This is a genomic window from Microbispora sp. NPDC049125 (assembly GCF_040802045.1).
GTDB lineage: Bacteria > Actinomycetota > Actinomycetes > Streptosporangiales > Streptosporangiaceae > Microbispora.
Map to the genome: position 1 here is coordinate 184,502 of NZ_JBEZDW010000012.1, position 19,787 is coordinate 204,288.

Annotated in this window: 15 protein-coding genes; 12 read left to right on the forward strand and 3 right to left on the reverse strand. The window is 70.7% G+C overall.

Annotated features, from left to right (window positions below; all coding sequences use genetic code 11):
- The first annotated feature begins 258 nt into the window (after nucleotides 1-258).
- The 3 genes from AB0B72_RS16795 (at nucleotide 259) to AB0B72_RS16805 (ending at nucleotide 5,767) form a co-directional block, all read left to right on the forward strand.
- The gene (locus tag AB0B72_RS16795) at nucleotides 259-2,346 is read left to right on the forward strand and encodes a PQQ-dependent sugar dehydrogenase (RefSeq protein WP_367739675.1); all 2,088 of its coding nucleotides are present in this window, start codon (nucleotides 259-261) and stop codon (nucleotides 2,344-2,346) included.
- 194 nt (nucleotides 2,347-2,540) lie between these two features.
- Nucleotides 2,541-4,874 carry a cellulose binding domain-containing protein gene (locus AB0B72_RS16800; protein WP_367739676.1) on the forward strand — a complete coding sequence of 778 codons (2,334 nt, stop codon included), beginning with the start codon at nucleotides 2,541-2,543 and terminating at the stop codon, nucleotides 4,872-4,874.
- Nucleotides 4,875-5,140: 266 nt separating this feature from the next.
- Nucleotides 5,141-5,767 carry a sigma-70 family RNA polymerase sigma factor gene (locus AB0B72_RS16805; RefSeq protein ID WP_367739677.1) on the forward strand — a complete coding sequence of 209 codons (627 nt, stop codon included), beginning with the start codon at nucleotides 5,141-5,143 and terminating at the stop codon, nucleotides 5,765-5,767.
- On the opposite strand, the gene AB0B72_RS16810 is transcribed toward AB0B72_RS16805, so the two are convergent.
- A complete protein-coding gene (locus AB0B72_RS16810) occupies nucleotides 5,722-6,711 on the reverse strand; it encodes a DNA polymerase ligase N-terminal domain-containing protein (protein ID WP_367739678.1) in 990 nt (329 codons plus the stop codon). The genes AB0B72_RS16805 and AB0B72_RS16810 overlap by 46 nt on opposite strands.
- Before the next feature lie 121 nt (nucleotides 6,712-6,832).
- On the opposite strand from AB0B72_RS16810, the gene AB0B72_RS16815 reads away from it, so the two are divergent.
- The 5 genes from AB0B72_RS16815 (at nucleotide 6,833) to AB0B72_RS16835 (ending at nucleotide 14,872) form a co-directional block, all read left to right on the forward strand.
- On the forward strand, nucleotides 6,833-8,602 hold the full coding sequence (locus AB0B72_RS16815; RefSeq protein WP_367739679.1) for a bifunctional UDP-sugar hydrolase/5'-nucleotidase: 1,770 nt from the start codon (nucleotides 6,833-6,835) through the stop codon (nucleotides 8,600-8,602).
- Between the two features lie 166 nt (nucleotides 8,603-8,768).
- On the forward strand, nucleotides 8,769-9,233 hold the full coding sequence (locus tag AB0B72_RS16820) for a hypothetical protein (protein WP_367739680.1): 465 nt from the start codon (nucleotides 8,769-8,771) through the stop codon (nucleotides 9,231-9,233).
- 236 nt (nucleotides 9,234-9,469) lie between these two features.
- A complete protein-coding gene (locus tag AB0B72_RS16825) occupies nucleotides 9,470-10,528 on the forward strand; it encodes an endonuclease domain-containing protein (RefSeq protein ID WP_367739681.1) in 1,059 nt (352 codons plus the stop codon).
- The gene (locus AB0B72_RS16830) at nucleotides 10,521-11,207 is read left to right on the forward strand and encodes a hypothetical protein (protein ID WP_367739682.1); all 687 of its coding nucleotides are present in this window, start codon (nucleotides 10,521-10,523) and stop codon (nucleotides 11,205-11,207) included. The genes AB0B72_RS16825 and AB0B72_RS16830 overlap by 8 nt, the downstream gene beginning before the upstream one ends.
- Nucleotides 11,204-14,872, forward strand: a complete 3,669-nt coding sequence (locus AB0B72_RS16835) for a DUF87 domain-containing protein (protein ID WP_367739683.1) — start codon at nucleotides 11,204-11,206, stop codon at nucleotides 14,870-14,872. Before AB0B72_RS16830 ends, AB0B72_RS16835 begins: the two co-directional genes overlap by 4 nt.
- An 81-nt stretch (nucleotides 14,873-14,953) precedes the next feature.
- Here the strand turns inward: AB0B72_RS16835 and AB0B72_RS16840 are convergent, their stop codons facing one another.
- On the reverse strand, nucleotides 14,954-15,631 hold the full coding sequence (locus AB0B72_RS16840; protein ID WP_367739684.1) for a hypothetical protein: 678 nt from the start codon (nucleotides 15,629-15,631) through the stop codon (nucleotides 14,954-14,956).
- Between the two features lies 1 nt (nucleotide 15,632).
- Nucleotides 15,633-16,400 carry a hypothetical protein gene (locus tag AB0B72_RS16845; protein WP_367739685.1) on the reverse strand — a complete coding sequence of 256 codons (768 nt, stop codon included), beginning with the start codon at nucleotides 16,398-16,400 and terminating at the stop codon, nucleotides 15,633-15,635.
- A 235-nt stretch (nucleotides 16,401-16,635) separates the two neighbouring features.
- Between AB0B72_RS16845 and AB0B72_RS16850 the strand changes: the two genes are divergently transcribed.
- The 4 genes from AB0B72_RS16850 to AB0B72_RS16865 all read left to right on the forward strand — a co-directional run.
- Nucleotides 16,636-17,463 carry an SAM-dependent methyltransferase gene (locus AB0B72_RS16850; protein WP_367739686.1) on the forward strand — a complete coding sequence of 276 codons (828 nt, stop codon included), beginning with the start codon at nucleotides 16,636-16,638 and terminating at the stop codon, nucleotides 17,461-17,463.
- Between the two features lie 83 nt (nucleotides 17,464-17,546).
- Nucleotides 17,547-18,209 carry an SDR family oxidoreductase gene (locus tag AB0B72_RS16855; protein WP_367739687.1) on the forward strand — a complete coding sequence of 221 codons (663 nt, stop codon included), beginning with the start codon at nucleotides 17,547-17,549 and terminating at the stop codon, nucleotides 18,207-18,209.
- 138 nt (nucleotides 18,210-18,347) lie between these two features.
- Nucleotides 18,348-18,692 carry an SPW repeat protein gene (locus tag AB0B72_RS16860; protein ID WP_367739688.1) on the forward strand — a complete coding sequence of 115 codons (345 nt, stop codon included), beginning with the start codon at nucleotides 18,348-18,350 and terminating at the stop codon, nucleotides 18,690-18,692.
- A gap of 892 nt (nucleotides 18,693-19,584) precedes the next feature.
- The coding region (locus AB0B72_RS16865; RefSeq protein ID WP_367739689.1) for a hypothetical protein at nucleotides 19,585-19,787 on the forward strand (203 nt) is incomplete at its 3' end.

The window sequence follows — 19,787 nt, forward strand, 5'->3', positions numbered from 1 at the left end:
GCCCATGACGCGTGAAAGTTTCAGGTCCGCCCACGCCGGCCGGTTTTCGCAGGTGAGGCTTATGGACGGCCATCATCCCAGCTATGGGCCGGAGCGGCGGCGCGGGGGGACCGTAATTGGAACGTGTCCCGGACGGATGGCAGTCCGGGATATTGACTCTCTGAATTGACTGCTACGCCCGCTTCGCGTTCTCATGGCCTCTTCGACACCCTCATCCGATCAACTCGGATCGTCTCGACTCCCCTCTGGAGGCCATGGATGGACTCCCTCCGTACGCGCCCCGGACGCACGCGCCCGTCCCGGTGGCGCCACCAGGCCGCCGCGTTCGCGATCGCCGCCCTGACGGCCGTCACCGCTCCGCTCGCCGCCGCCGTCCCGGCGTCGGCGGTCACGGGGACACCTCTGATCAGCGCCGACTCGGGCCGCTGCCTCGACGTCGCCAACCACACCGGCACGGCCGGCAACGCCGCGCAGATCTGGGACTGCAACGGCGGCACCAGCCAGGGCTGGACGTTCACCTCCGCCGGCGAGCTGCGCGACTTCGACGGCACGATGTGCCTGGACGCCTACGGGCGCCAGACCACTCCCGGCACCCGCGTGGTCATCTGGACGTGCACCGGCGGCACCAACCAGCGCTGGACGCTGAACGCCGACGGCACCGTCAAGGGGACGCAGTCCGGTCTGTGCCTCAACGTCACGGGGGCCGCGGACGCCAACGGCACGGCGGTCGTACTGGCCACCTGCAACGCGAGCGCGAACCAGCGCTGGACGAAGGGAACCACGGGGACGACCGACACCCAGCCTCCCACCGTCCCGGGCAACCCGCGGAGCAGCGACCTGACGTGCTCCTCCGTGACGCTCTCCTGGAACGCCTCGACCGACAACGTCGGCGTGACCGCCTACGACGTCTACCACGACGGGCAGCTGGTGAAGTCGGTGAGCGGGACGACGTTGTCGACCTCGCTGACCGTGGTCCCGCTCGTGACATGGGGCTGGTACGTGAACGCCCGTGACGCCGCCGGCAACGTCTCGCAGGGCAGCGCCACCGTCAGCGTCACGCCGCCGGCCTGCCAGAACGACACCCAGGCGCCCACGGCGCCGGGGAACCTGCGTGGAACGGCGTCGGGCACCTCCGTGACGCTGACCTGGACCGCGTCGACCGACAACGTCGGCGTCAAGAACTACGAGATCTACCGCAACGGCACGCGGGTCGGCTCGGGCACCGGCACCACGTTCAACGACTCCGGGCTCGCGCAGAGCACCGCCTACACCTACTACGTGGTCGCGCTCGACGCCGCGGGCAACGTCTCCCCGCACAGCTCCGAGGTCCGGGTCACCACCGGGGGCTCCTGCACCAACCCGGTCTGCGGGGTCACCGAGGTGGCGTCCGAACCCGACCTTCCCTGGGGCCTGCTGACGCTGCCGAACGGCGACATCCTCTACAGCCGGCGCGACGTCCACGACATCATGCGACTGAACCCCGCCACCGGGGCGAAAACCAACATCGGCGCCGTGCCGAACGTGGACGACACCAACGGCGAGGGCGGCCTGATGGGGCTGGCGATCTCCCCGAACTTCTCCACGGACAACTGGCTGTACATGATGCACACGTCGCCGACCGACAACCGGATCGTGCGGATCAAGTACGTCAACGGCATGCTGGACACCTCCACCGAGCAGATCCTGGTCACCGGCATCCTGCGCAACAAGTACCACAACGGCGGCCGGCTGCGGTGGGGCCCGGACGGCAAGCTCTACGCCTCCGCAGGAGACGCCCAGAACGGCGACAACGCGCAGAACCTCAACAGCCTCAACGGCAAGATCCTGCGGATCAACCCGGACGGCACCGTGCCGTCGGACAACCCGTTCGGCAACTACGTCTGGAGCTACGGTCACCGCAACCCGCAGGGCATCGCCTTCGACTCCCAGGGCCGGCTGTGGGAGCAGGAGTTCGGCAACAACGTGATGGACGAGACCAACCTGATCACGAAGGGCGGCAACTACGGCTGGCCCGCCTGCGAGGGCACCACGGGAAGCTGCGCCAACGCCGGTTACATCGCGCCCGTCCGGACCTACCCGGTCGCCGAGGGCTCCTGCAGCGGCCTCACGGTCGTCCGCGACGTCGTCTACATCGCCTGCGAGCGCAGCGAGCGGATGTACCGCGCGGTGATCAGCGGGAACACCCTGACCAACGTCACCCAGCACTTCCAGGGCACGTACGGCCGGCTGCGCACGGTCGAGCCCGCCCCGGACGGCGGCCTGTGGCTGACCACCAGCGCCGGTGACAAGGACGGCATCCCGAACAACAGCAACGCGAAGATCCTCAAGGTGACTCTCGGCGGGTGACGCCGGGTGTAAGTTTCAGCCCCTTCACCGCGGGCCGGGCCGCCCACCTCGTACGGAGGCCGGGCGGCCCTCGGCCTGCCCGACGGTGTCGTTGACGTGCGGCATGACGCTTCCTAGCTTTGCCGATTAAATCGTGTCAACCCATCCCGCCGTTCGTCCACCGCGGGACGCGCACCCCTCACACAGGAGATTCCATGATCTCGCGGCGAAGATACGCTCTGTTCTCCGTCGTCGCCTGCGCCACCCTGGCCGGCGCGTGGGTCGTCCCCACCGCGGCGTCCGCGGCCACCGGCTGCCGGGTGGACTACAAGGTGACCAACCAGTGGCAGGGCGGCTTCGGGACGGAGGTGACGGTCACCAACCTCGGCGACCCGATCAACGGCTGGACTCTCACCTGGTCGTTCACGGCAGGACAGACGATCGCCCAGGCGTGGAACGTCACCGCCACCCAGAACGGCTCCCAGGTGAGCGCGAAGGACGCCGGCTACAACGCGTCCCTGGCCACCAACGGCTCGACGTCTTTCGGCTTCAACGCGTCATGGAACAACTCGTCCAACCCGGATCCTTCGAACTTCGCGCTGAACGGCGTCGCCTGCACAGGGACGCCGGGCACCCCCACCCCGACACCCACCCCGACGCCGACGCCGACGCCCAGCCCCACCCCGACACCCACACCCACCCCCTCACCCACCCCGACACCGTCGCCCACACCCACCCCGACACCCACACCCACCCCGACACCCACACCCACTCCGACACCCACGCCGACACCGGCGGGCGCGCGGCAGATGGAGGACCTCAACCGGGGCCTGATCAGCGTGCGGTCCGGCAGCGGCAACCTGGTGTCGTGGCGGCTGCTGGGCACCGAGAGCCTGAGCACCGGGTTCAACCTCTACCGGGGATCGACGAAGGTCAACTCCACGCCGATCACCAATTCCACCAACTACCTGGACGGCGGCGCGGCGGCCGACGCCTCCTACACGGTCCGCGCCGTGGTCAACGGCAGCGAGCAGGCGGCCTCCGAGTCGTCGCTCCGCTTCACCGGCGGCGGCTACCTCGACGTGCCGATCCAGCCGCCGGGGGGCGGCACCACCCCTGACGGGGTGGCCTACACCTACAGCGCCAACGACGCCAGTGTCGGCGACCTCGACGGCGACGGGCAGTACGAGTTCGTCCTGAAGTGGGACCCGTCCAACGCCAAGGACAACTCCCAGTCGGGCTACACCGGCAACGTCTTCGTCGACGCCTACCGGCTCAACGGCACCCGGATGTGGCGGATCGACCTCGGCCGCAACATCCGCGCCGGCGCCCACTACACCCAGTTCCAGGTGTACGACTACGACGGCGACGGCAAGGCCGAGGTAGCCATGAAGACCGCCGACGGCACCAAGGACGGCACCGGAAGGGTGATCGGCAGCTCCTCGGCGGACTACCGGAACTCCTCCGGCTACGTCCTGTCGGGCCCCGAGTTCCTGACGATGTTCAACGGCCAGACCGGCGCCGCCATGTCGACGGTCAACTACGACCCGCCGCGTGGCACCGTCTCCTCCTGGGGTGACAGCTACGGCAACCGGGTCGACCGCTTCCTCGCCGGCACCGCCTACCTCGACGGGACCCGTCCCTCGCTGATCATGGCGCGCGGCTACTACACCCGTACCGTGGTGGTGGCCTGGGACTTCCGCAACGGCACGCTGACCAAGCGCTGGACGTTCGACTCCAACTCCGCCGGCAGCCAGTACACGGGCCAGGGCGACCACCAGCTCTCGGTCGCCGACACCGACGGAGACGGCAAGGACGAGATCATCTACGGTGCGATGGCGATCAACGACAACGGCTCGGCCATGTGGAACACCGGCAACGGGCACGGCGACGCGCTGCACGTGGGCGACCTCGACCCGTCGCGCAGCGGGCTGGAGGTCTTCAAGGTCGACGAGGACACCAGCAAGCCGGCGGCCTGGATGGCCGACGCCCGCACCGGCTCGATCATCTGGAGCAACGCCTCCTGCGGCTGCGACAACGGGCGCGGCGTCTCCGGCGACATCTGGTCCGGCAGCCCGGGCGCCGAGTCGTGGTCGTCCGCCGTCTCCGGCGTGTACAACACCCGGGGCCAGAACGTCGGCCGCAAGCCCGGCTCGGCGAACTTCCTGGCCTGGTGGGACGCCGACCCGGTCCGCGAGCTGCTCGACGGCACCCACATCGACAAGTACGGCACGTCGAGCGACACCCGTCTCCTGACAGGAAGCGACGTCCACTCCAACAACGGCACCAAGTCCACCCCGTCGCTGTCGGCCGACCTGTTCGGCGACTGGCGCGAGGAGGTCGTCTGGCCGACCACCTCCAACACCGCCCTGCGGATCTACTCGACGCCCGACGTCACCACCCAGCGGCTCTGGACGCTGATGCACGACGTGCAGTACCGCGAGGCGATCGCCTGGCAGAACACCGCCTACAACCAGCCGCCGCACCCGAGCTTCTTCCTCGGCAACGGCATGTCCACCCCGCCCCAGCCCGTCATCTACGTGCGCTGACCCGCACTCTCACGACGGCCGCGGCGCCGCCCTTCCCCCGAGGAACGGCGGCGACCGCGGCCGTCGCGCTTCCGCCTCACTCCTCCGTGGGGGGGCCACACCGGAGTGGGGCAGGAGAATTCGTTAAGATGCACTGTTTTGTACAAGCTCATCGGTGTTGATCGGCAAACGGTGGCCAAGCGGTCGCCGGCGTCAGGTGAGGCCGTACGGGAGGAAGCGGTCGTAGTAATCGTGAGGGGGCACGTCTCTCAGGAGGGGGTGGGGACATGACGATCGTCGACGACACGGCGGTCGAGAGGCAGCGGCGCAGGTTCGAACGGGACGCCGTGCCGTACATCGACCAGATCTACGCCGGGGCGCTGCGGCTGACGCGCAACCCCGCCGACGCCGAGGACCTCGTCCAGGACGTCTACGCCAAGGCCTTCACGAGCTTCCACCAGTTCCGCGAGGGGACGAACCTGCGGGCCTGGCTGTACCGGATCATGACCAACACCTACATCAACCTCTACCGGCGGCGGCAGCGGCAGCCCCAGAGGGCCGGCACCGAGGACGTCGAGGACTGGCAGCTCGCCGAGGCCGCGTCCCACATGTCGACGGGGCTGAAGTCGGCCGAGGCGCAGGCGCTGGACGCCCTGCCGGACTCGCGGGTGCGCCAGGCGCTGCAGGAGCTTCAGGAGGACTTCCGGCTGGCGGTCTACCTCGCCGACGTGGAGGGGTTCTCCTACAAGGAGATCGCCGACATCACCGACGTGCCGATCGGGACCGTGATGTCGCGCCTGCACCGGGGGCGGCGGCAGCTGCGGGCCAAGCTCGAGAGCTACGCGGCCGAGCTGGGCATGTTCCGGCCTCAGGCCGCCACGAACACCCAGGACGGCGACTCCCCCGGCGTGTAGGGCGAGCCGAGGCGCTTGCCCACCACGCCCGGCAGCCCCTGGCCCGCGGCCGCCCGCCGGACCGCCTGGACCTCCCCCGGCCAGCTCGGCGCGATCTGCCAGCGGGCGCCCGTCATCCCCAGCTCCTCCAGGCCGGCCCTGCGCCGCTCGTACGGCTCGGCGAGCAGCGGCCGCCCGTCGTCGTACAGCAGGTCGTAGCAGACGTAGACGGACGTCCCGCCGAGCGTGACGATCTCGCCGTCGAGGGTCACCGCCCTGCTCCCGAGCGACTCGGCCAGCGGGCGGAGCCAGCGGTGCTCGCGGGTGATCTCGTCGCCGGCGGCGGAGCGCAGGACGAGCCGGCCCCCGCTGACGTGCGCGAGGGCCCGCAGGCCGCCCCACGCGAACTCCCAGGCATAGGCGCCGGCGTCCCGGGGGACGCGGGAGCGGGTCACCGGCGTCATCGGCGCGAGCGACATGGGCTGGGGCTCCCAGCCGGCGTCCGGAGGGTCCATCCGGTGGATCATCCAGTTGCGGCCGTCCGTCTGGAACAGCACGTATCGTCCCGACGCCCGGGAGCCGCTCAGCACGATCTTGACCTCGCGGTCGTTCCACTTCTCGGTGGTGTAGCGGCCCCTGTCCCAGATCGTCATCGTGCCGCCGCCGTACTCCCCCTCCGGGATCTCGCCCTCGAAGGCGGCGTACTCCATCGGGTGGTCCTCGGTGTGCACGGCGAGGTGGTTGGTCGCGGGATCCGGCGGCAGCCCCCGGGGAATCGCCCACGAGACGAGGACGCCGTCCCGCTCCAGCCGGAGGTCCCAGTGGAGGGAGCGCGCGTGGTGCTCCTGGATCACGAACGTGTCGTCCCCGCCCCGCCGCGTGTCGTCCGGGATGGGCTCGCTCGTGCGCCGTGGATCACGCTTCGCCCGGTACGTCCCCAGCTTGTCGTGTCGTCGGTCGTCCATCCCGGGGGTACTACCCGTGAAGGCCAGAGGTGATCGTCATGACGGTGACACCTTCCCGCGACATGTCCGGTTAAGGATCCCGTGACCCTTGGGTGATCAATCATCACTATCGTCGCCATCCATGTATGCAGCGATCAGCCGGGCGCTGGCCATCGGCACGACCGTCGTGGCCCTCGGCGCCCTCACCCCCGGCGCCCCCGCGTCCGCAGCCTCCGGCCACACGGTCAAGATCACCGTAATGGCCAGCTCCGACATCCACGGCAACGCCCTGAACTGGGACTACTACAAGAACGCCGAGTTCGACGACAGCGCGCACAACGACGTCGGCCTGGCCAAGGTCTCGACGCTGGTCACGCGCATCCGGGCCGACCGCGGGGCGGACCACACCCTGCTGTTCGACTCCGGCGACACCATCCAGGGCACGCCGCTCGACTACTACTACGCCAAGGTCGAGCCCATCACCGAGACCGGCCAGACCCACCCGATGGCCAAGGCCATGAACGCCATCGGGTACGACGCCGTGACGCTCGGCAACCACGAGTTCAACTACGGGCTGCCGCTGCTGGCCACCTGGGTGAAGCAGATGAAGGCCCCCGTCCTGGGGGCCAACGCCGTCTCGGCGAAGACCGGCCTGCCCGCGTACCTGCCGTTCGTCATCAAGACCATGAAGGTGAAGGGCGACAAGCCGATCAAGGTCGGCGTGCTCGGCCTCACCAACCCCGGCATCGCCATCTGGGACAAGGCCAACGTCGAGGGCAGGCTGAAGTTCCTCGACCTGGTCGCCACGGCCAGGAAGTGGGTGCCGGTCATCCGCGGGCTCGGCGCCGACGTCGTGCTGGTGACCGCCCACGCGGGCGACAACGGCCTGTCCTCCTACGGCACGGACCTGCCGGTAGAGAACGCGGCGGCGATGGTGGCCGAGGAGGTGCCGGGCATCGACGCCGTCCTGTTCGGCCACGCCCACAACGACGTGCCGCAGCGGTTCGTCACCAACAAGGCGACCGGCGCGCAGGTCCTGCTCACCGAGCCGAGCAAGTGGGGCCAGCGGCTCAGCGTGGTCGACTTCACCCTCGCCAAGGAGCGCGGCCGGTGGGCGGTGACCGGCAAGGCGTCGACGACCGTGAACACGAACACGGTGCCCGAGGACCCGAAGATCGTCTCCCTCATGCGGGCCCAGCACGACACCACGGTCGCGTACGTCAACCGGGTGATCGCCCAGTCGAAGGAGCAGCTGTCGGCGGCCGAGTCGCCGTACAAGGACACGGCGATCCTCGACTACATCCAGAAGGTGCAGACCGACCTGGTGAGCAAGGCGATCGCGGGCACCGCGGACGCCTCGCTGCCGGTGCTGTCGATCGCGGCGCCGTTCAGCCGCACCGCCGTCTTCCCCGCGGGGCCGGTCAGCGTGCGCGACATGGCGGGTCTGTACGTCTACGACAACACGCTGCTGGGGATCAAGCTGACCGGCGCGCAGATCAAGGACTACCTGGAGTACTCGGCGAAGTACTTCACCCAGCTCGCCCCCGGAGCCCCGGTCGACCTCGCCACGCTGACCAACGCGGCCGGGACGCCTGACTACAACTACGACCAGCTCTCGGGCGTCTCCTACGACATCGACGTCTCCAAGCCGGTGGGGCAGCGCATCGTCGGCCTGTCGTACCAGGGCGCCCCGGTGGCCGCCGACCAGCAGTTCGTGGTGGCGATCAACAACTACCGGCAGTCGGGCGGCGGCGGGTTCCCGCACGTCACGACCGCGCCGGTGGTCTACAACGCCCAGGTGGAGATCCGTCAGGCACTGATCGAGTACGCCACGGCCTCGGGCACGATCGACCCGGCCGGCTTCGCCCAGGTGAACTGGAGGCTCGTCCGGGACGGCGTCCCGGTGTTCTAGACCTGTCGCAGACCACGTCGCGACGTCCCAGTCGCTCACGCGCGTCCCGGCACTCCAGCGGCTCGCGCGGCCGGCGTCCGTCACACGGGCGCCGGCCGCCGGTCGTTGATCACAATCGGGCCACTCCCGGTGACGCCGCCGCCGGCCGCCTGGCACGCTGCCGCGCATGGGTGTTCTGTACGACTACTTCAGCGCCGCCGACGACGACGAGGCGGTCTCGGTCCAGGGCTGGCCGGCGGGGCCGGGCTGCCCTCCGAACGGCGTCGAGCCGAAGGACATGATCGACCTCAAGGGCATCGATCCGGCCGTGATGCTGGGCACCCTTGAGGCGCTGCTCACCGGCGTGCCCTATGCCGAGCTCGTCCGGCACCCCGGGAACACCATCACCTTGACGCCCTGGGAGGACGGCGAGGAGCAGGGCGTCGTCACCATCGCCGACGAGGTCACCGCCGTGCTCGCGGGCGCGAGTGACGACCGGCTGCGCGAGGTCGCCGGGCCGTGGTCCCGCACGGAGGAGTTCTGGTGGGACGAGGACCCGGCGGACGCGTTCCAGAGCCTGCAGCAGCTGCGCGACCTCGCCGTGCGGACCGTCCGCCGAAAGCACCACCTGTACTGCTGGTGGTCACTCTAAACAGGATTGAACGTTCAACATTGTCATTTACAGGCGCGCATGTCAATCGCGCAACCTCGGAGGACTAAATCGGATATAAGTCGATTAAGTCGACACTCCGAACTGGTCAGAGGGGACAAGTGTGCCCTAATAGCGAAATTCGGGGAATTCCCCGAGAAACGTGGACGGTCTTCCGGCAGGCATATACCCTCTCCCACGCTGATATGTCATCAATCGCAGCGGCAGAAGGAATCGGCGTGGCGCGATCGTGGGTGGAGCTGCCGACCGGCCGGGTCATCCTCCTGGGCCGTGCGGCGGCAGAGGCGGTCGCCCTGTCCGTCGAGCCGCTGCCCGACGCCGCGCCGGCGGTGATCACCTACTTTCCCCGTCCCACCCGTTCGGCGGCGGACGCGGTGTCCGCCGCCCTCGCCGAGCTGGAGTCGGCCGCCGCCGATCTGTTCCCGGCATGGCTGCCAGAGGCGGACGGCATCGACGGCCCCGGAGGCGCCAACGTGGCCGCCGTCCGCGCGCTGGCCTCGCGGACGGCGTCGGTCACCCGGAATTTCGGGCCGTTCCTCGCCGACCTGGCCGAGCGGGCGCTGCGCGGTTCCGCGGCCGCGAGCGGCGGGTTCGCCCCCGAGGTGAGGGCCGCCGGGCTCGCCCGCGTCCTCGCCCGCAGCTTCGGCCGGGACCGGGTCGCCCTGCTCTTCCACGTCCCCGCGGGCCTGTCCCCCGCCGGCGAGGAGGTGCTGGTCGCCGCAGGCGAATGGCTCGCCGCGCGAGGCGGCTTCGGCGTCTGGCTCACCGGGGCCCCGCTCGCGGCGGTCGACCGGCTGCAGGAGATGTCCGTACGCCTCCCGGACGGTGTCGCCGGCCTTCCCGGCCTGGGGAGCGGGACGCCGCCCGCCGATCCGCCTCCCCTGCCCGCCGTACGCTATCCGGCGGTCGCCGGACGGCCGCATCCTGCGAGCCGGGCGGAGAAGGCGCTGGAGGCCGCCCTGACCTCCCGCCGCTGGGCCTCCGGGCGGGCGTGGAACCAGACCTACCAGTCGCACGTGCTCACCAACCCCATCCGCGTGGACCTCCTCTGGCGTGACGAGCGCTGCGCCGTGGAGATCGACGGCTCCGAGCACCGCTCCGCCGCCGCGTACGAGGCGGATCACCGCCGCGACGTACGCCTCCAGATGGACGGCTTCGCCGTCCTCCGCTTCACCAACACCCACGTCCTCACCGAGCTGGACACCGTGCTCCGCCAGCTGGAGCAATTCCTCCACAAACGCCGCAATGGAACGTTCGAAGGATCATCACATGGCTGACAAGCCCCTCTCCCTCCCCGCGACGTGCGCCCTGCTGATCCTCATGGCCGAGGCCAGAGAGGTCTCCAACCCGGAGCTTGAGGAGAAGTACGGCATCACGATCACCGGCAAAGAGCGGACAGCCCTCAACGACCGCAAGCTCGTGGACAGCTGGAAGACCGGCCGTTCGTTCACGCACACGCTGACCGACTCGGGATGGGCCCACGTCGCGGAACTCTTCCACGACGGGCTCCCCATCCCCAAGAGCGGCTCGCCGGGGGCGGCGCTCCGCGCGCTGGTCATCGGCCTGCAGCGCCATCTGCACCGCTCGGACGGCCGCCTCGCCGAGATCTTCGCCCAGGACGAGGACGTGATCCACCCGATTCCCCCGGACGAGATCACGCCGTCCGTTCCGGAGGTGGTCTCGTCGAGCGCTCCGGATGTGGAAGGCCTCATCCGCACCGCGTACGAGAAGCTGGCCGCCGAGCCCGGCGCCTGGGTGAGCCTGACGAGGCTGCGCCCGCTGCTCGGCGACGCCCCCAGGACCGAGGTCGACGACACCCTCCGGCGGATGATCGGCATGCCCGGCGTGCACATCGTGCCCGAGTCGAACCAGAAGATGCTCACCGACGACGACAGGAACGCCGCGGTCACCATCGGAGACCAGGCCAAGCACCTGATCCTGATCGGAGCACGATGACGGCCGAGGCACGCAGGGCCCTTGAGGCGCTGCGGTTCAACTACGCCCAGGTCCCCGACGACGTGTGGCGTCCGTCGCCGTTCCACGTCGGAGCACTGCACCGCGACACCGTGCAGGTCCTCCTCAACGGCCTGATCGAGGCCGAGGAGAGCGCCGACGCCAGCCCGATCGGCGTCGTCATTCGCGGCCAGCGCGGCGCCGGCAAGACGCACCTGCTCGGCTGGGTCCGTCAGAAGGCCCACGAGGAGGACGCGTACTTCTTCCTGGTCAGCCTGCTCGACGCCGGCAACTTCTGGGAGAGCGTCCTGCTGTCGATGCTCGACAGCCTGTCCCGTCCCATCATGGGGACGGGGAGCCAGCTCAGAGAGCTCCTGTGGCGCCTGTCCATGCTGACCGACGTGCCGCAGGCGGTCCTCCGGTCGGTGACGGGAGACGCTCCGCTGTCGAGGCCGGACCTGGACCGCTTCGTCGACGCCCTCCGCACGTACGACCGCGAAGTCGGCCGGGAGGTTCAGGACACCGCGAGGGCACTCGTCCTGCGTGCGTCCCGCGACCTGAGGGCCCAGGACGTCGGTGACGCGTACCTGGCCTCGGCGCCCGAGGGAGAGCCCGGTGAGCGCGCGGCCTGGGGGTTGCGGACCATCGAGAAGTCCCCGCAGCAGATCGTCAGGGACCTGTCGTGGCTGCTCGCGCTCACCGGGCCCTCGGTCATCGCGGTGGACCAGTTCGACGCGCTGATCGACCAGACCGCGATGGTCACGGACCCCGGGATGGGGCACGCCCAGGGACAGACGCGGGACATCGTACGAATCGCGGGCGGCCTGATGGCCCTTCGCGAGGTGACGCGCCGCACGCTGACCGTGATCTCCTGCCTCCCGAGCACCTGGGTGCTGATCAAGAGCCACGCCACCGACACGGCGCAGGACCGGTTCAGGGTGACCGAGCCCCTCAAGACCATCCCGGACGCCGAGGTCGGCCGCGCGCTGATCGAGAAACGGTTCACGGCGCAGTACGGCGCCGCGGGGTTCGAGCCGCCGTACCCCACCTGGCCGGTCAAGCCGTCGGCGTTCGCCGAGGCCTTTCAGTACACCCCCCGCCAGCTGCTCATCCGGATCGACACCCATGTCCGCGCCTGCCTGGCCGGTCAGGGGATCACCGAGCTTGAGCGCCTGACCGACGCGCCCCGCGACACGACCGGGCGCCTCCCTGTGGTGGAAGACCCACCGGATATCTTGCCGGGCCCCTTGCCGGGACTCTCGCCGAAGGATCCCCTGGCGGACGATTTCGCCGCGCTGGACGCCCGGTTCGCCGAGCTCCGCGACAAGGCCGACGTCACGGCGGCGCTCGACCCCGCGACGGAGGACGTGGAGATGCCGGCGCTGCTGTCCGCCGGGCTCTCCGCGTGGATCGCGGAGCAGGGAGACGCCGGGGACGCGTTCACCCAGGACCCGCCGCCGAGCACCAAGCCTCCCCTTCACGCGCGACTGCGCCGGAGCCTCCGGGAGGCGATCGAGGACGAGGCGCACTGGTGCTTCCGGGCCATCGCCGCGACGAACCACACCGCCGCGTTGAACCGGTTGCGTGCGGCAGCGGTCGCGGCCGGGCTGGACGTGGCGGTCCGCAAGCGCAGGCTGTTCATACTGCGCAACCATCCCTGGGCCAACGGGCCGCGCACCAAGGAGGTGGTCGCCACGTTCGAGCAGGCGGGCGGCCGGGTCGTCCAGGTGGTGGAAGAGGACCTGCGGATCCTCGCCGCGCTGCGCGACCTCCTGGCGGACAACGCCGTGAACCTGCAGGCGTGGCTGTCCGCCCGGAAGCCGGCGAGCGGGGTGAAGCTGTTCAGCGAGGCGCTGGGCGACGCGTGGACCGACCCGGCTGAGCGACAGTCAGTGCCGGCTCCCTCCACCCCGCCGGCCGCCGAGCAGGCCACGCGCGCCGCGCCCGGCGCCACATCGGCCACGTCCGGCACCACACCCACCGCCACGCCGTCCCCTGCGCCCGGCACCACACCGGCCACCGCACCCACGCCCGCCACCACACCGGCGCCGGCCGCCTACGTCGCCCCGGCGACCGTCGCACCGGCCCGGGCGGCGCAGCTCGCAGAGGCGGCCTCAATGACCCGCGTGCCCCCGGTCGCCCCGGCCCCGGTGACCCCAGCCCCGTTGGCGCGGACGGCGGTGGGCGCCACCGCCGCCTCCCCCGCGGTCACACCCGATCGGCCTGCGGAAAAAAGGCGATCGGGTTCCACCGTCCCCCATCTGCGGGCCGTTCCCTCTCTGGACGAGCCCCACCTCACCGAACCGCAACCGGCCGACCTGCACTCTGCCAACCCACACGCGGCCGAACCCCCTCCCCCCGCCTCGCCGCCGGCCGACTCCCCATCTCCGGGCACGGGGCGGGCGCCGCACTTCACGATCGGCACGACCCTGCTGGACGGCACGCCCGTCGATCTGGAGCTGGAGGCCCTGCGCAAGCACACAGCGATCTTCGCCGGGTCGGGGTCGGGCAAGACGGTGCTGATCCGGCGCCTGGTCGAGGAGTGCGCGCTGCGAGGCGTCTCCTCCATCGTCCTCGACCCCAACAACGACCTGGCCCGGCTCGGCGACCCGTGGCCGGAGCCGCCGCCGGAGTGGGGCCCGGGTGACGCGGACAGAGCGGCCCGCTACCTGGCCGCCACCGACGTGGTCGTCTGGACTCCCGGCAAGGAGAACTGTCGCCCGCTCAGCTTCCAGCCGCTGCCGGACTTCGCGAGCGTCCTGGGCGACACCGACGAGTTCCGCGAGGCCGTGGACGTGGCGGTCGCGTCGCTGACGCCCAGAGCCAACCTGCAGGGCAGCACGAGGAAGGCCCTTCTGTGCCGCGCGGTGCTCCGCGAGGCCGTGACCTTCTACGGCAGGCAGGGAGGCCGGGGGCTCAAAGGGCTGATCGCCATGCTCGCCGAGCTGCCGGACGGCCTCAGCAGGATCGACGGCGCTGCCAGGTTCGCGGCCGAGATCGGCCAGAGCCTGACCGCGGCGACGGTCAACGATCCGCTGTTCGCCGGCGGCGGGACGCCGGTGGACGCCGGGGTCCTGCTGACTCCTGCGGAGGGCAGGAAGGCGCGCGTCTCGGTGATCAATCTGGCGGGCCTGCCGTCGGAGACCCAGCGGCAGAACTTCGTCAACCAGCTCCAGATGGCACTGTTCTCGTGGATCAAGCGGCACCCGGCGGGAGACCGTCCCCTGGGCGGTCTCCTCGTGCTGGACGAGGCCCAGACGTTCGCCCCGTCCGGTGCGATGACGGCCTCCACCCACAGCACGCTCGTCCTCGCCGCCCAGGCCCGCAAGTACGGCCTCGGGCTGGTGTTCGCGACGCAGGCGCCGAAGGGGCTGCACAACCGGATACCGGGGAACGCCGCCACGCAGTTCTTCGGGCTGCTCAACGCACCCGCCCACATCACGGCGGCGACGGAGATGGCGAGGGCCAAGGGCGGCGCCGTCCCCGACGTGGGCAAGCTGCGTTCGGGCCAGTTCTACGTGGCAGTGGAGGGCGTGACGTTCAAGAAGGTCCGCACGCCACTGTGCCTGAGCCACCACCTCAGGAGCCCGCTCACCACCGAGGAGGTCGTGGCGCGGGCGACCGCCTCCCGGCCTCATCCGCCCACCGCGCCCCCGCCGCCGTCATGACCGTGCCGTCATGACCGTTCCGTCATGACGGCGTCCCTACGGTGTCCCATCGGCCGGGGCGGCCCGGCCGATTGGGCGTCCTCACCTGCCGAAGGCCACGGCAGCGGCGGCGGCGATCACCACGGAGAGGATCACCAGGACGACGACCGTGCGCAGCGGCTGGCGACGCCGTACCGGCCCCTCGGCCCGCCTGGCCTGCACCCGGTAGACCGGCGTACGGGACGGCGACGGCCGGGAGACCGGGCTCGGCTCCGGCGACGCCGCCGGCGGTCGGGGGACGGCCCGGACCGGCCGGACCGGCGTCCTGGCCGGGGGCCGTGCCCGCGGGGCGGGAGCAGCTCTCGCCCGGTGCGCGGGAGGCCGGGGACGCTCCGGCGGCGCGGCGCGAGGCGGTGGGACAAGGGTCGGCGGCGTGCACGCGGGGGGCGGTGTCCCGATGCCGAGGCCCACGTGCAGGTCCACCACGGGGTGGAGCTCGACGCACACCGCGACACCGAGACCCGGCCCGGAGCCGCCCGGATCGTCCCTGACCGGAGGCGGCAGCACGGCCGCAGCACTCATCGGCGCCATGGCCCCACGGATGATCGGCGCCACCGCCGCCGCTCGCGACTGAGCCGCCGCCGTCCCCGCGATCGGCGTCACGGCCGTCCCGTTGATCGGCGTCAGGGGCGCCGTGGTGATCGCGGCGGCCTCCGGCGCGGCGGTGCCGGTGGCGAGCACGGCGACCCCCGCGAGCGCGCCCGCGAGTCGGAGCCTCATGTCAGCGGCCTCCGGGGATCCGCTGGAACTCCTCCAGGGCGGCGGTGAACGCGTCGGGCCTGACCGCCAGGCCACCGGTGAACGGGCGTGAGATGTCCCACGCGAGGTAGACGCCCACCGCGAGCAGCGCCGCCATGGCCGACATCGGGATGAGCGTGATGCCTCTGGGCCGGGCCCCCGCCATGAACGGGAACACGACGATCATCAGCCCGGCCACGACCGTGAGGATCAGGACACCCGGAGGTGGCGTGGTGTGGGCGTCCGCGGCGCGCTGACGGCGGGCGGCGAACATGTCGCCCATCCGGCTCAGCACGTCGGCACGGGCGTCGCGCGCGTCGTCGCTCGTCACCGGCAGCGCCGTCACCCGTGTCCGCAACGACTCCAGCCGCGCCGACCCCTCCGGGCTGAGCTCCCCGCTCGCCATCATCGGCCACTCCTTGGCGACCACGAACGCGACGTAGTCGCGCAGACCCTCCTGGATCTGTGCCGCGTCGGGGGCGGGCAGGGCGGCCGCCGCCCAGTACGTCTCCACGGCGGCCTGGGTCTCGACGTAGGTGTTCTGCCGCGCCGAGTCGGCCGACGTCCACGGCACGACGATGGCGATGGCGAAGATCAGCAGGAACAGCGACGACAGCATGGATCCGGCGTGGCCGGCGGAGGCCCCCTGCGGATCGCGGTCGTCCGTGCCGTGGTCGAGCTTGCGGAAGACGAAGGCGGCGAGGGCCACCGTGGCGACCGCGGCCACCACGGCGAGTGCGCAGACCAGCATGACCATCCCTTGGTACGCGGGCGGAGGCCCACAGCGATCACTGACAGTCACATGACTATCACATGAGGTGATGACTATGTGGCGGCACAGGGAAGATCACGCCTCAGGGGCCGGCGAGGGAGAGCGCCCAGACCTCCGGGCGGCGCCCGATCCGACGGGGAGCGTGGCATGGCGTCGAAGATCGCAGCAGTATGGGAACCCACATGTATGCCCATAAGACGGAAAGAGCGCTCCTGTGACCGATGGCCCTGGCACCTCCGGCCCGGACGAGGCCCCGCCGATCGCGTTGGACAGCACCGTGGCCCACAACGCCCGGGTCTGGAACCACTGGCTCGGTGGCAAGGACAATTACGCCGTCGATCGTGAGGTCGGCGAGCAGATCTTCGGGATGTTCCCCAGCATCGTGCACGTCGCGAGGGCCGACCGCGCCTTCCTCGGCCGCGTGGTCCGCCACCTGGCGGGCGAGGTGGGAATCCGCCAGTTCCTGGACATCGGCACCGGACTGCCGACCGCCGACAACACCCACGAGGTCGCCCAGCGCGTGGCCCCGGAGTCGCGGATCGTCTACGTCGACAACGACCCCCTCGTGCTGGTCCACGCCAGGGCCCTGCTGACCAGCACCACCCCCGGCGTCACCGCGTACATCGACGCGGATCTGCACGACCCAGGCAAGATCCTTCGGTTGGCCGCCGAGACCCTCGACTTCACCCGGCCCGTGGCGATCATGCTGCTGGGCGTTCTCAACTTCGTCCTGGACACCGACGAGGCGAGGGCGATCGTCGATCAACTGGTCGACGCCGTTCCCTCCGGAAGCCACCTCGCGCTCACCCATCCCACGCTTGAGCTCGGCGGCGAGGGGAACGTGGAGGCCATGCGGTTCTGGAACGAGCACGCCACGCCGCCGATCACCGCCCGCAGCGGCGAGGAGATCGCCCGCTTCTTCGACGGTCTCGAACTGCTGGAGCCCGGCCTGGTGTCGTGCTCGCTCTGGCGTGCGGGCGACAGCGAGATCGGTGTTCCCACGCAGGTGGCGCAGTACGGAGCCGTCGGCCGCAAGCCGTGAGAGCGCGAACCAGCACAAACCTCACCCGGCTCTTTCCCGGGTGAGGCGGGCCGCCGTGGGAGGATCGGAAACGGGGTGAGCGTATGCGCGTAGTGATAGCGGGCGGGCACGGGAAGATCGCTCTACGGCTGGAACGGCTTCTCGCCGCACGCGGGGACGCTCCGGTCGGCCTGATACGCAACCCGGACCACGCGGAGGACGTCCGGGCCGCCGGAGCCGAGGCGGTGGTCTGCGACCTGGAGCGGATCGGGGTCGAGGAGGTCGCCAAGATCCTCCTTGGCGCGGGCGCCGTGGTGTTCGCCGCCGGCGCGGGCCCCGGCAGCGGGGTCGCCCGCAAGTTCACCGTCGACGAGGGGGCCTCGGTCCTGCTGGCCGACGCCGCCGAACGCGCTGGGGTGCCCCGTTTCATCCAGATCTCCTCAATGGGCGCGGGGGCGCCGCCCGCGCCGGGCGGTGACGAGGTCTGGGCCGCCTACATCACGGCGAAGACGGCGGCGGAGGACGACCTGCGCGGCCGGCGGCTCGACTGGACGATCCTGCGGCCCGGCGGACTGACCGACGATCCCGGCTCGGGCCTGGTGACTCTCGCCGACCCGCCGCTCCCCCGCGGCATGGTGCCCAGGGACGACGTGGCGGCGGTGGTCGCGGCGCTGCTCGACGTCCCGGACACGCGGCACCGGGTGTTCGAGCTCATCGGCGGGAGCGTCCCCATCGAGGAGGCGGTCCGCCTCACGGCGTTCCGCTGAGTCGTCCCCGGGTCGCCGGGAATCTCACCGGTCCCGATGACCAATGGTTAGACAAGCCTCACGCTCCGGATTGTTGACCGGGCGGTCAATCAAAAGGACCGTCAGATCAAAGGTCACATTCCCCCGTAGGAGGCACGGATGGATCTGTCGAGATCGCTGTCCGACATCGTCGCCCTGGTCGCGGGCCTGGTCGCGGTGCTCGCGCCGTTCTTCTGGGTGGACGCCAAAACGGCCACCCAGCCGCTGCTGATCCTCGGCGCGCTGCTCCTGATCTCCGGCCTGTGGGCCGTCCTCGGGGCCGGCGGCGCGAGCTCCTGGGTGACCGCCGCCTTCGGAGCGCTGCTGTTCGTCTCGCCGTGGGCCTTCGGGTTCGACGGCGACCAGGCCGCCGCGTGGACCGCGTGGATCACCGGCGCCGTCACCGTGATCGCCGCACTCCTGACGGTCCTCCAGGTCCGTGGAAGGACCACCGTCAACGCCTGACCACGCACCTGTCCCGCGCGGGTGCCCCACAGAAGTGCCCGGTGAGCCCCCACCGGGCACTTCTCGTCGTTCAGGCCGTGCGGGGCACTCCCCGCAGCCGGCCCCCGTGTACCCGGCGTCATCCATACCCGACGTCATCCCGCACGTCCTCGTAGCCGACGCCACCCGCTGCCCGGCATCCACCCCGCGCCTGGCGCTACCCCGTACCCGGCGCCATCCCGCGCCACCAAGCCGACGGCTCGGCTCCATGACACCGGTGCGGCGGCGCCGGCGCCATGAACCCGGTGCTGTGAGTCCACGCTCGCGAGTGGGCGCGCGGATGGGACGACGATGCGGTGAGGTCCGTACGGCGACCGCGATAGGGCGCACAGATCCCGTGATCTACTACCACACCACCTGGTGTCACAATTTGAAGTTGTCAACTCACTCTTCGTGTGCGATCATTAGTACATGTTTTCGAGTATCACGCTGAGTCGTTGTGATGGTTGGCATGTTCGAGTCAAGTGATCCGTCCGCCGACAGTGGCGCAAACGGCGCGAGCCCGTCGTGGGGGCGGCGGTGGTGGGTGGATCTGATGGAGCATGCGTCGGTGTTGTCGTCGCAGGGTTCGGCTGCCCGGCGTGCGGAGGTGTTGTGGGGCGGTTGCGGCTCGGCGGCGATGCCGGGGGCTGGGCCTGTGCGTGAGGTGGACGCTGGGCCGGTGGGCACGCCGGAGGCCGAGCTGTTGGGTGGGCCAGTGGTCGAGGCCAGGACTGAGGCCAGGACTGAGGCCAGGGGCGAGGCCGGGGGCGAGCATGGCTCGTTCCCGTCGGATGGGGGTGCCTCCGGCCGTAGCGCCGGCGGTTGTGATGGTGGCGACGTCAGTGGTGGTGGGGTCGGGGGTGATGGTGGTTTGGCCGGTTCGGGCGGTGGTGATGCGGTTCCGTCGTGGGTGTTGGTGGAGCGGGTGGTGGGGGCGGTTGCGGCGTTGGTTGAGGGTGGGGTGCCGGAGTCGGCGGCGGTGTGTCTGGCTGAGGTGGAGGAGTTGTTGGGGGTGCGGGATCGGTTGGGTGCGGCGGTGGCGGGGCGGGTGGGGCGGGTGCATGCGGGCAGGGA

Excerpts from the sequence above, each read along its gene's own strand:
- AB0B72_RS16830 (WP_367739682.1), top strand. The coding sequence starts at position 10,521 with ATGGCTGACAAGCCCCTCTCCCTCCCCGCGACGTGCGCCCTGCTGATC.
- AB0B72_RS16845 (WP_367739685.1), bottom strand. The coding sequence starts at position 16,400 with ATGCTGGTCTGCGCACTCGCCGTGGTGGCCGCGGTCGCCACGGTGGCC.
- AB0B72_RS16855 (WP_367739687.1), top strand. The coding sequence starts at position 17,547 with ATGCGCGTAGTGATAGCGGGCGGGCACGGGAAGATCGCTCTACGGCTG.
- AB0B72_RS16835 (WP_367739683.1), top strand. The coding sequence starts at position 11,204 with ATGACGGCCGAGGCACGCAGGGCCCTTGAGGCGCTGCGGTTCAACTAC.
- AB0B72_RS16800 (WP_367739676.1), top strand. The coding sequence starts at position 2,541 with ATGATCTCGCGGCGAAGATACGCTCTGTTCTCCGTCGTCGCCTGCGCC.
- AB0B72_RS16840 (WP_367739684.1), bottom strand. The coding sequence starts at position 15,631 with ATGAGGCTCCGACTCGCGGGCGCGCTCGCGGGGGTCGCCGTGCTCGCC.
- AB0B72_RS16810 (WP_367739678.1), bottom strand. The coding sequence starts at position 6,711 with ATGGACGACCGACGACACGACAAGCTGGGGACGTACCGGGCGAAGCGT.
- AB0B72_RS16860 (WP_367739688.1), top strand. The coding sequence starts at position 18,348 with ATGGATCTGTCGAGATCGCTGTCCGACATCGTCGCCCTGGTCGCGGGC.
- AB0B72_RS16795 (WP_367739675.1), top strand. The coding sequence starts at position 259 with ATGGACTCCCTCCGTACGCGCCCCGGACGCACGCGCCCGTCCCGGTGG.
- AB0B72_RS16815 (WP_367739679.1), top strand. The coding sequence starts at position 6,833 with ATGTATGCAGCGATCAGCCGGGCGCTGGCCATCGGCACGACCGTCGTG.
- AB0B72_RS16805 (WP_367739677.1), top strand. The coding sequence starts at position 5,141 with ATGACGATCGTCGACGACACGGCGGTCGAGAGGCAGCGGCGCAGGTTC.
- AB0B72_RS16820 (WP_367739680.1), top strand. The coding sequence starts at position 8,769 with ATGGGTGTTCTGTACGACTACTTCAGCGCCGCCGACGACGACGAGGCG.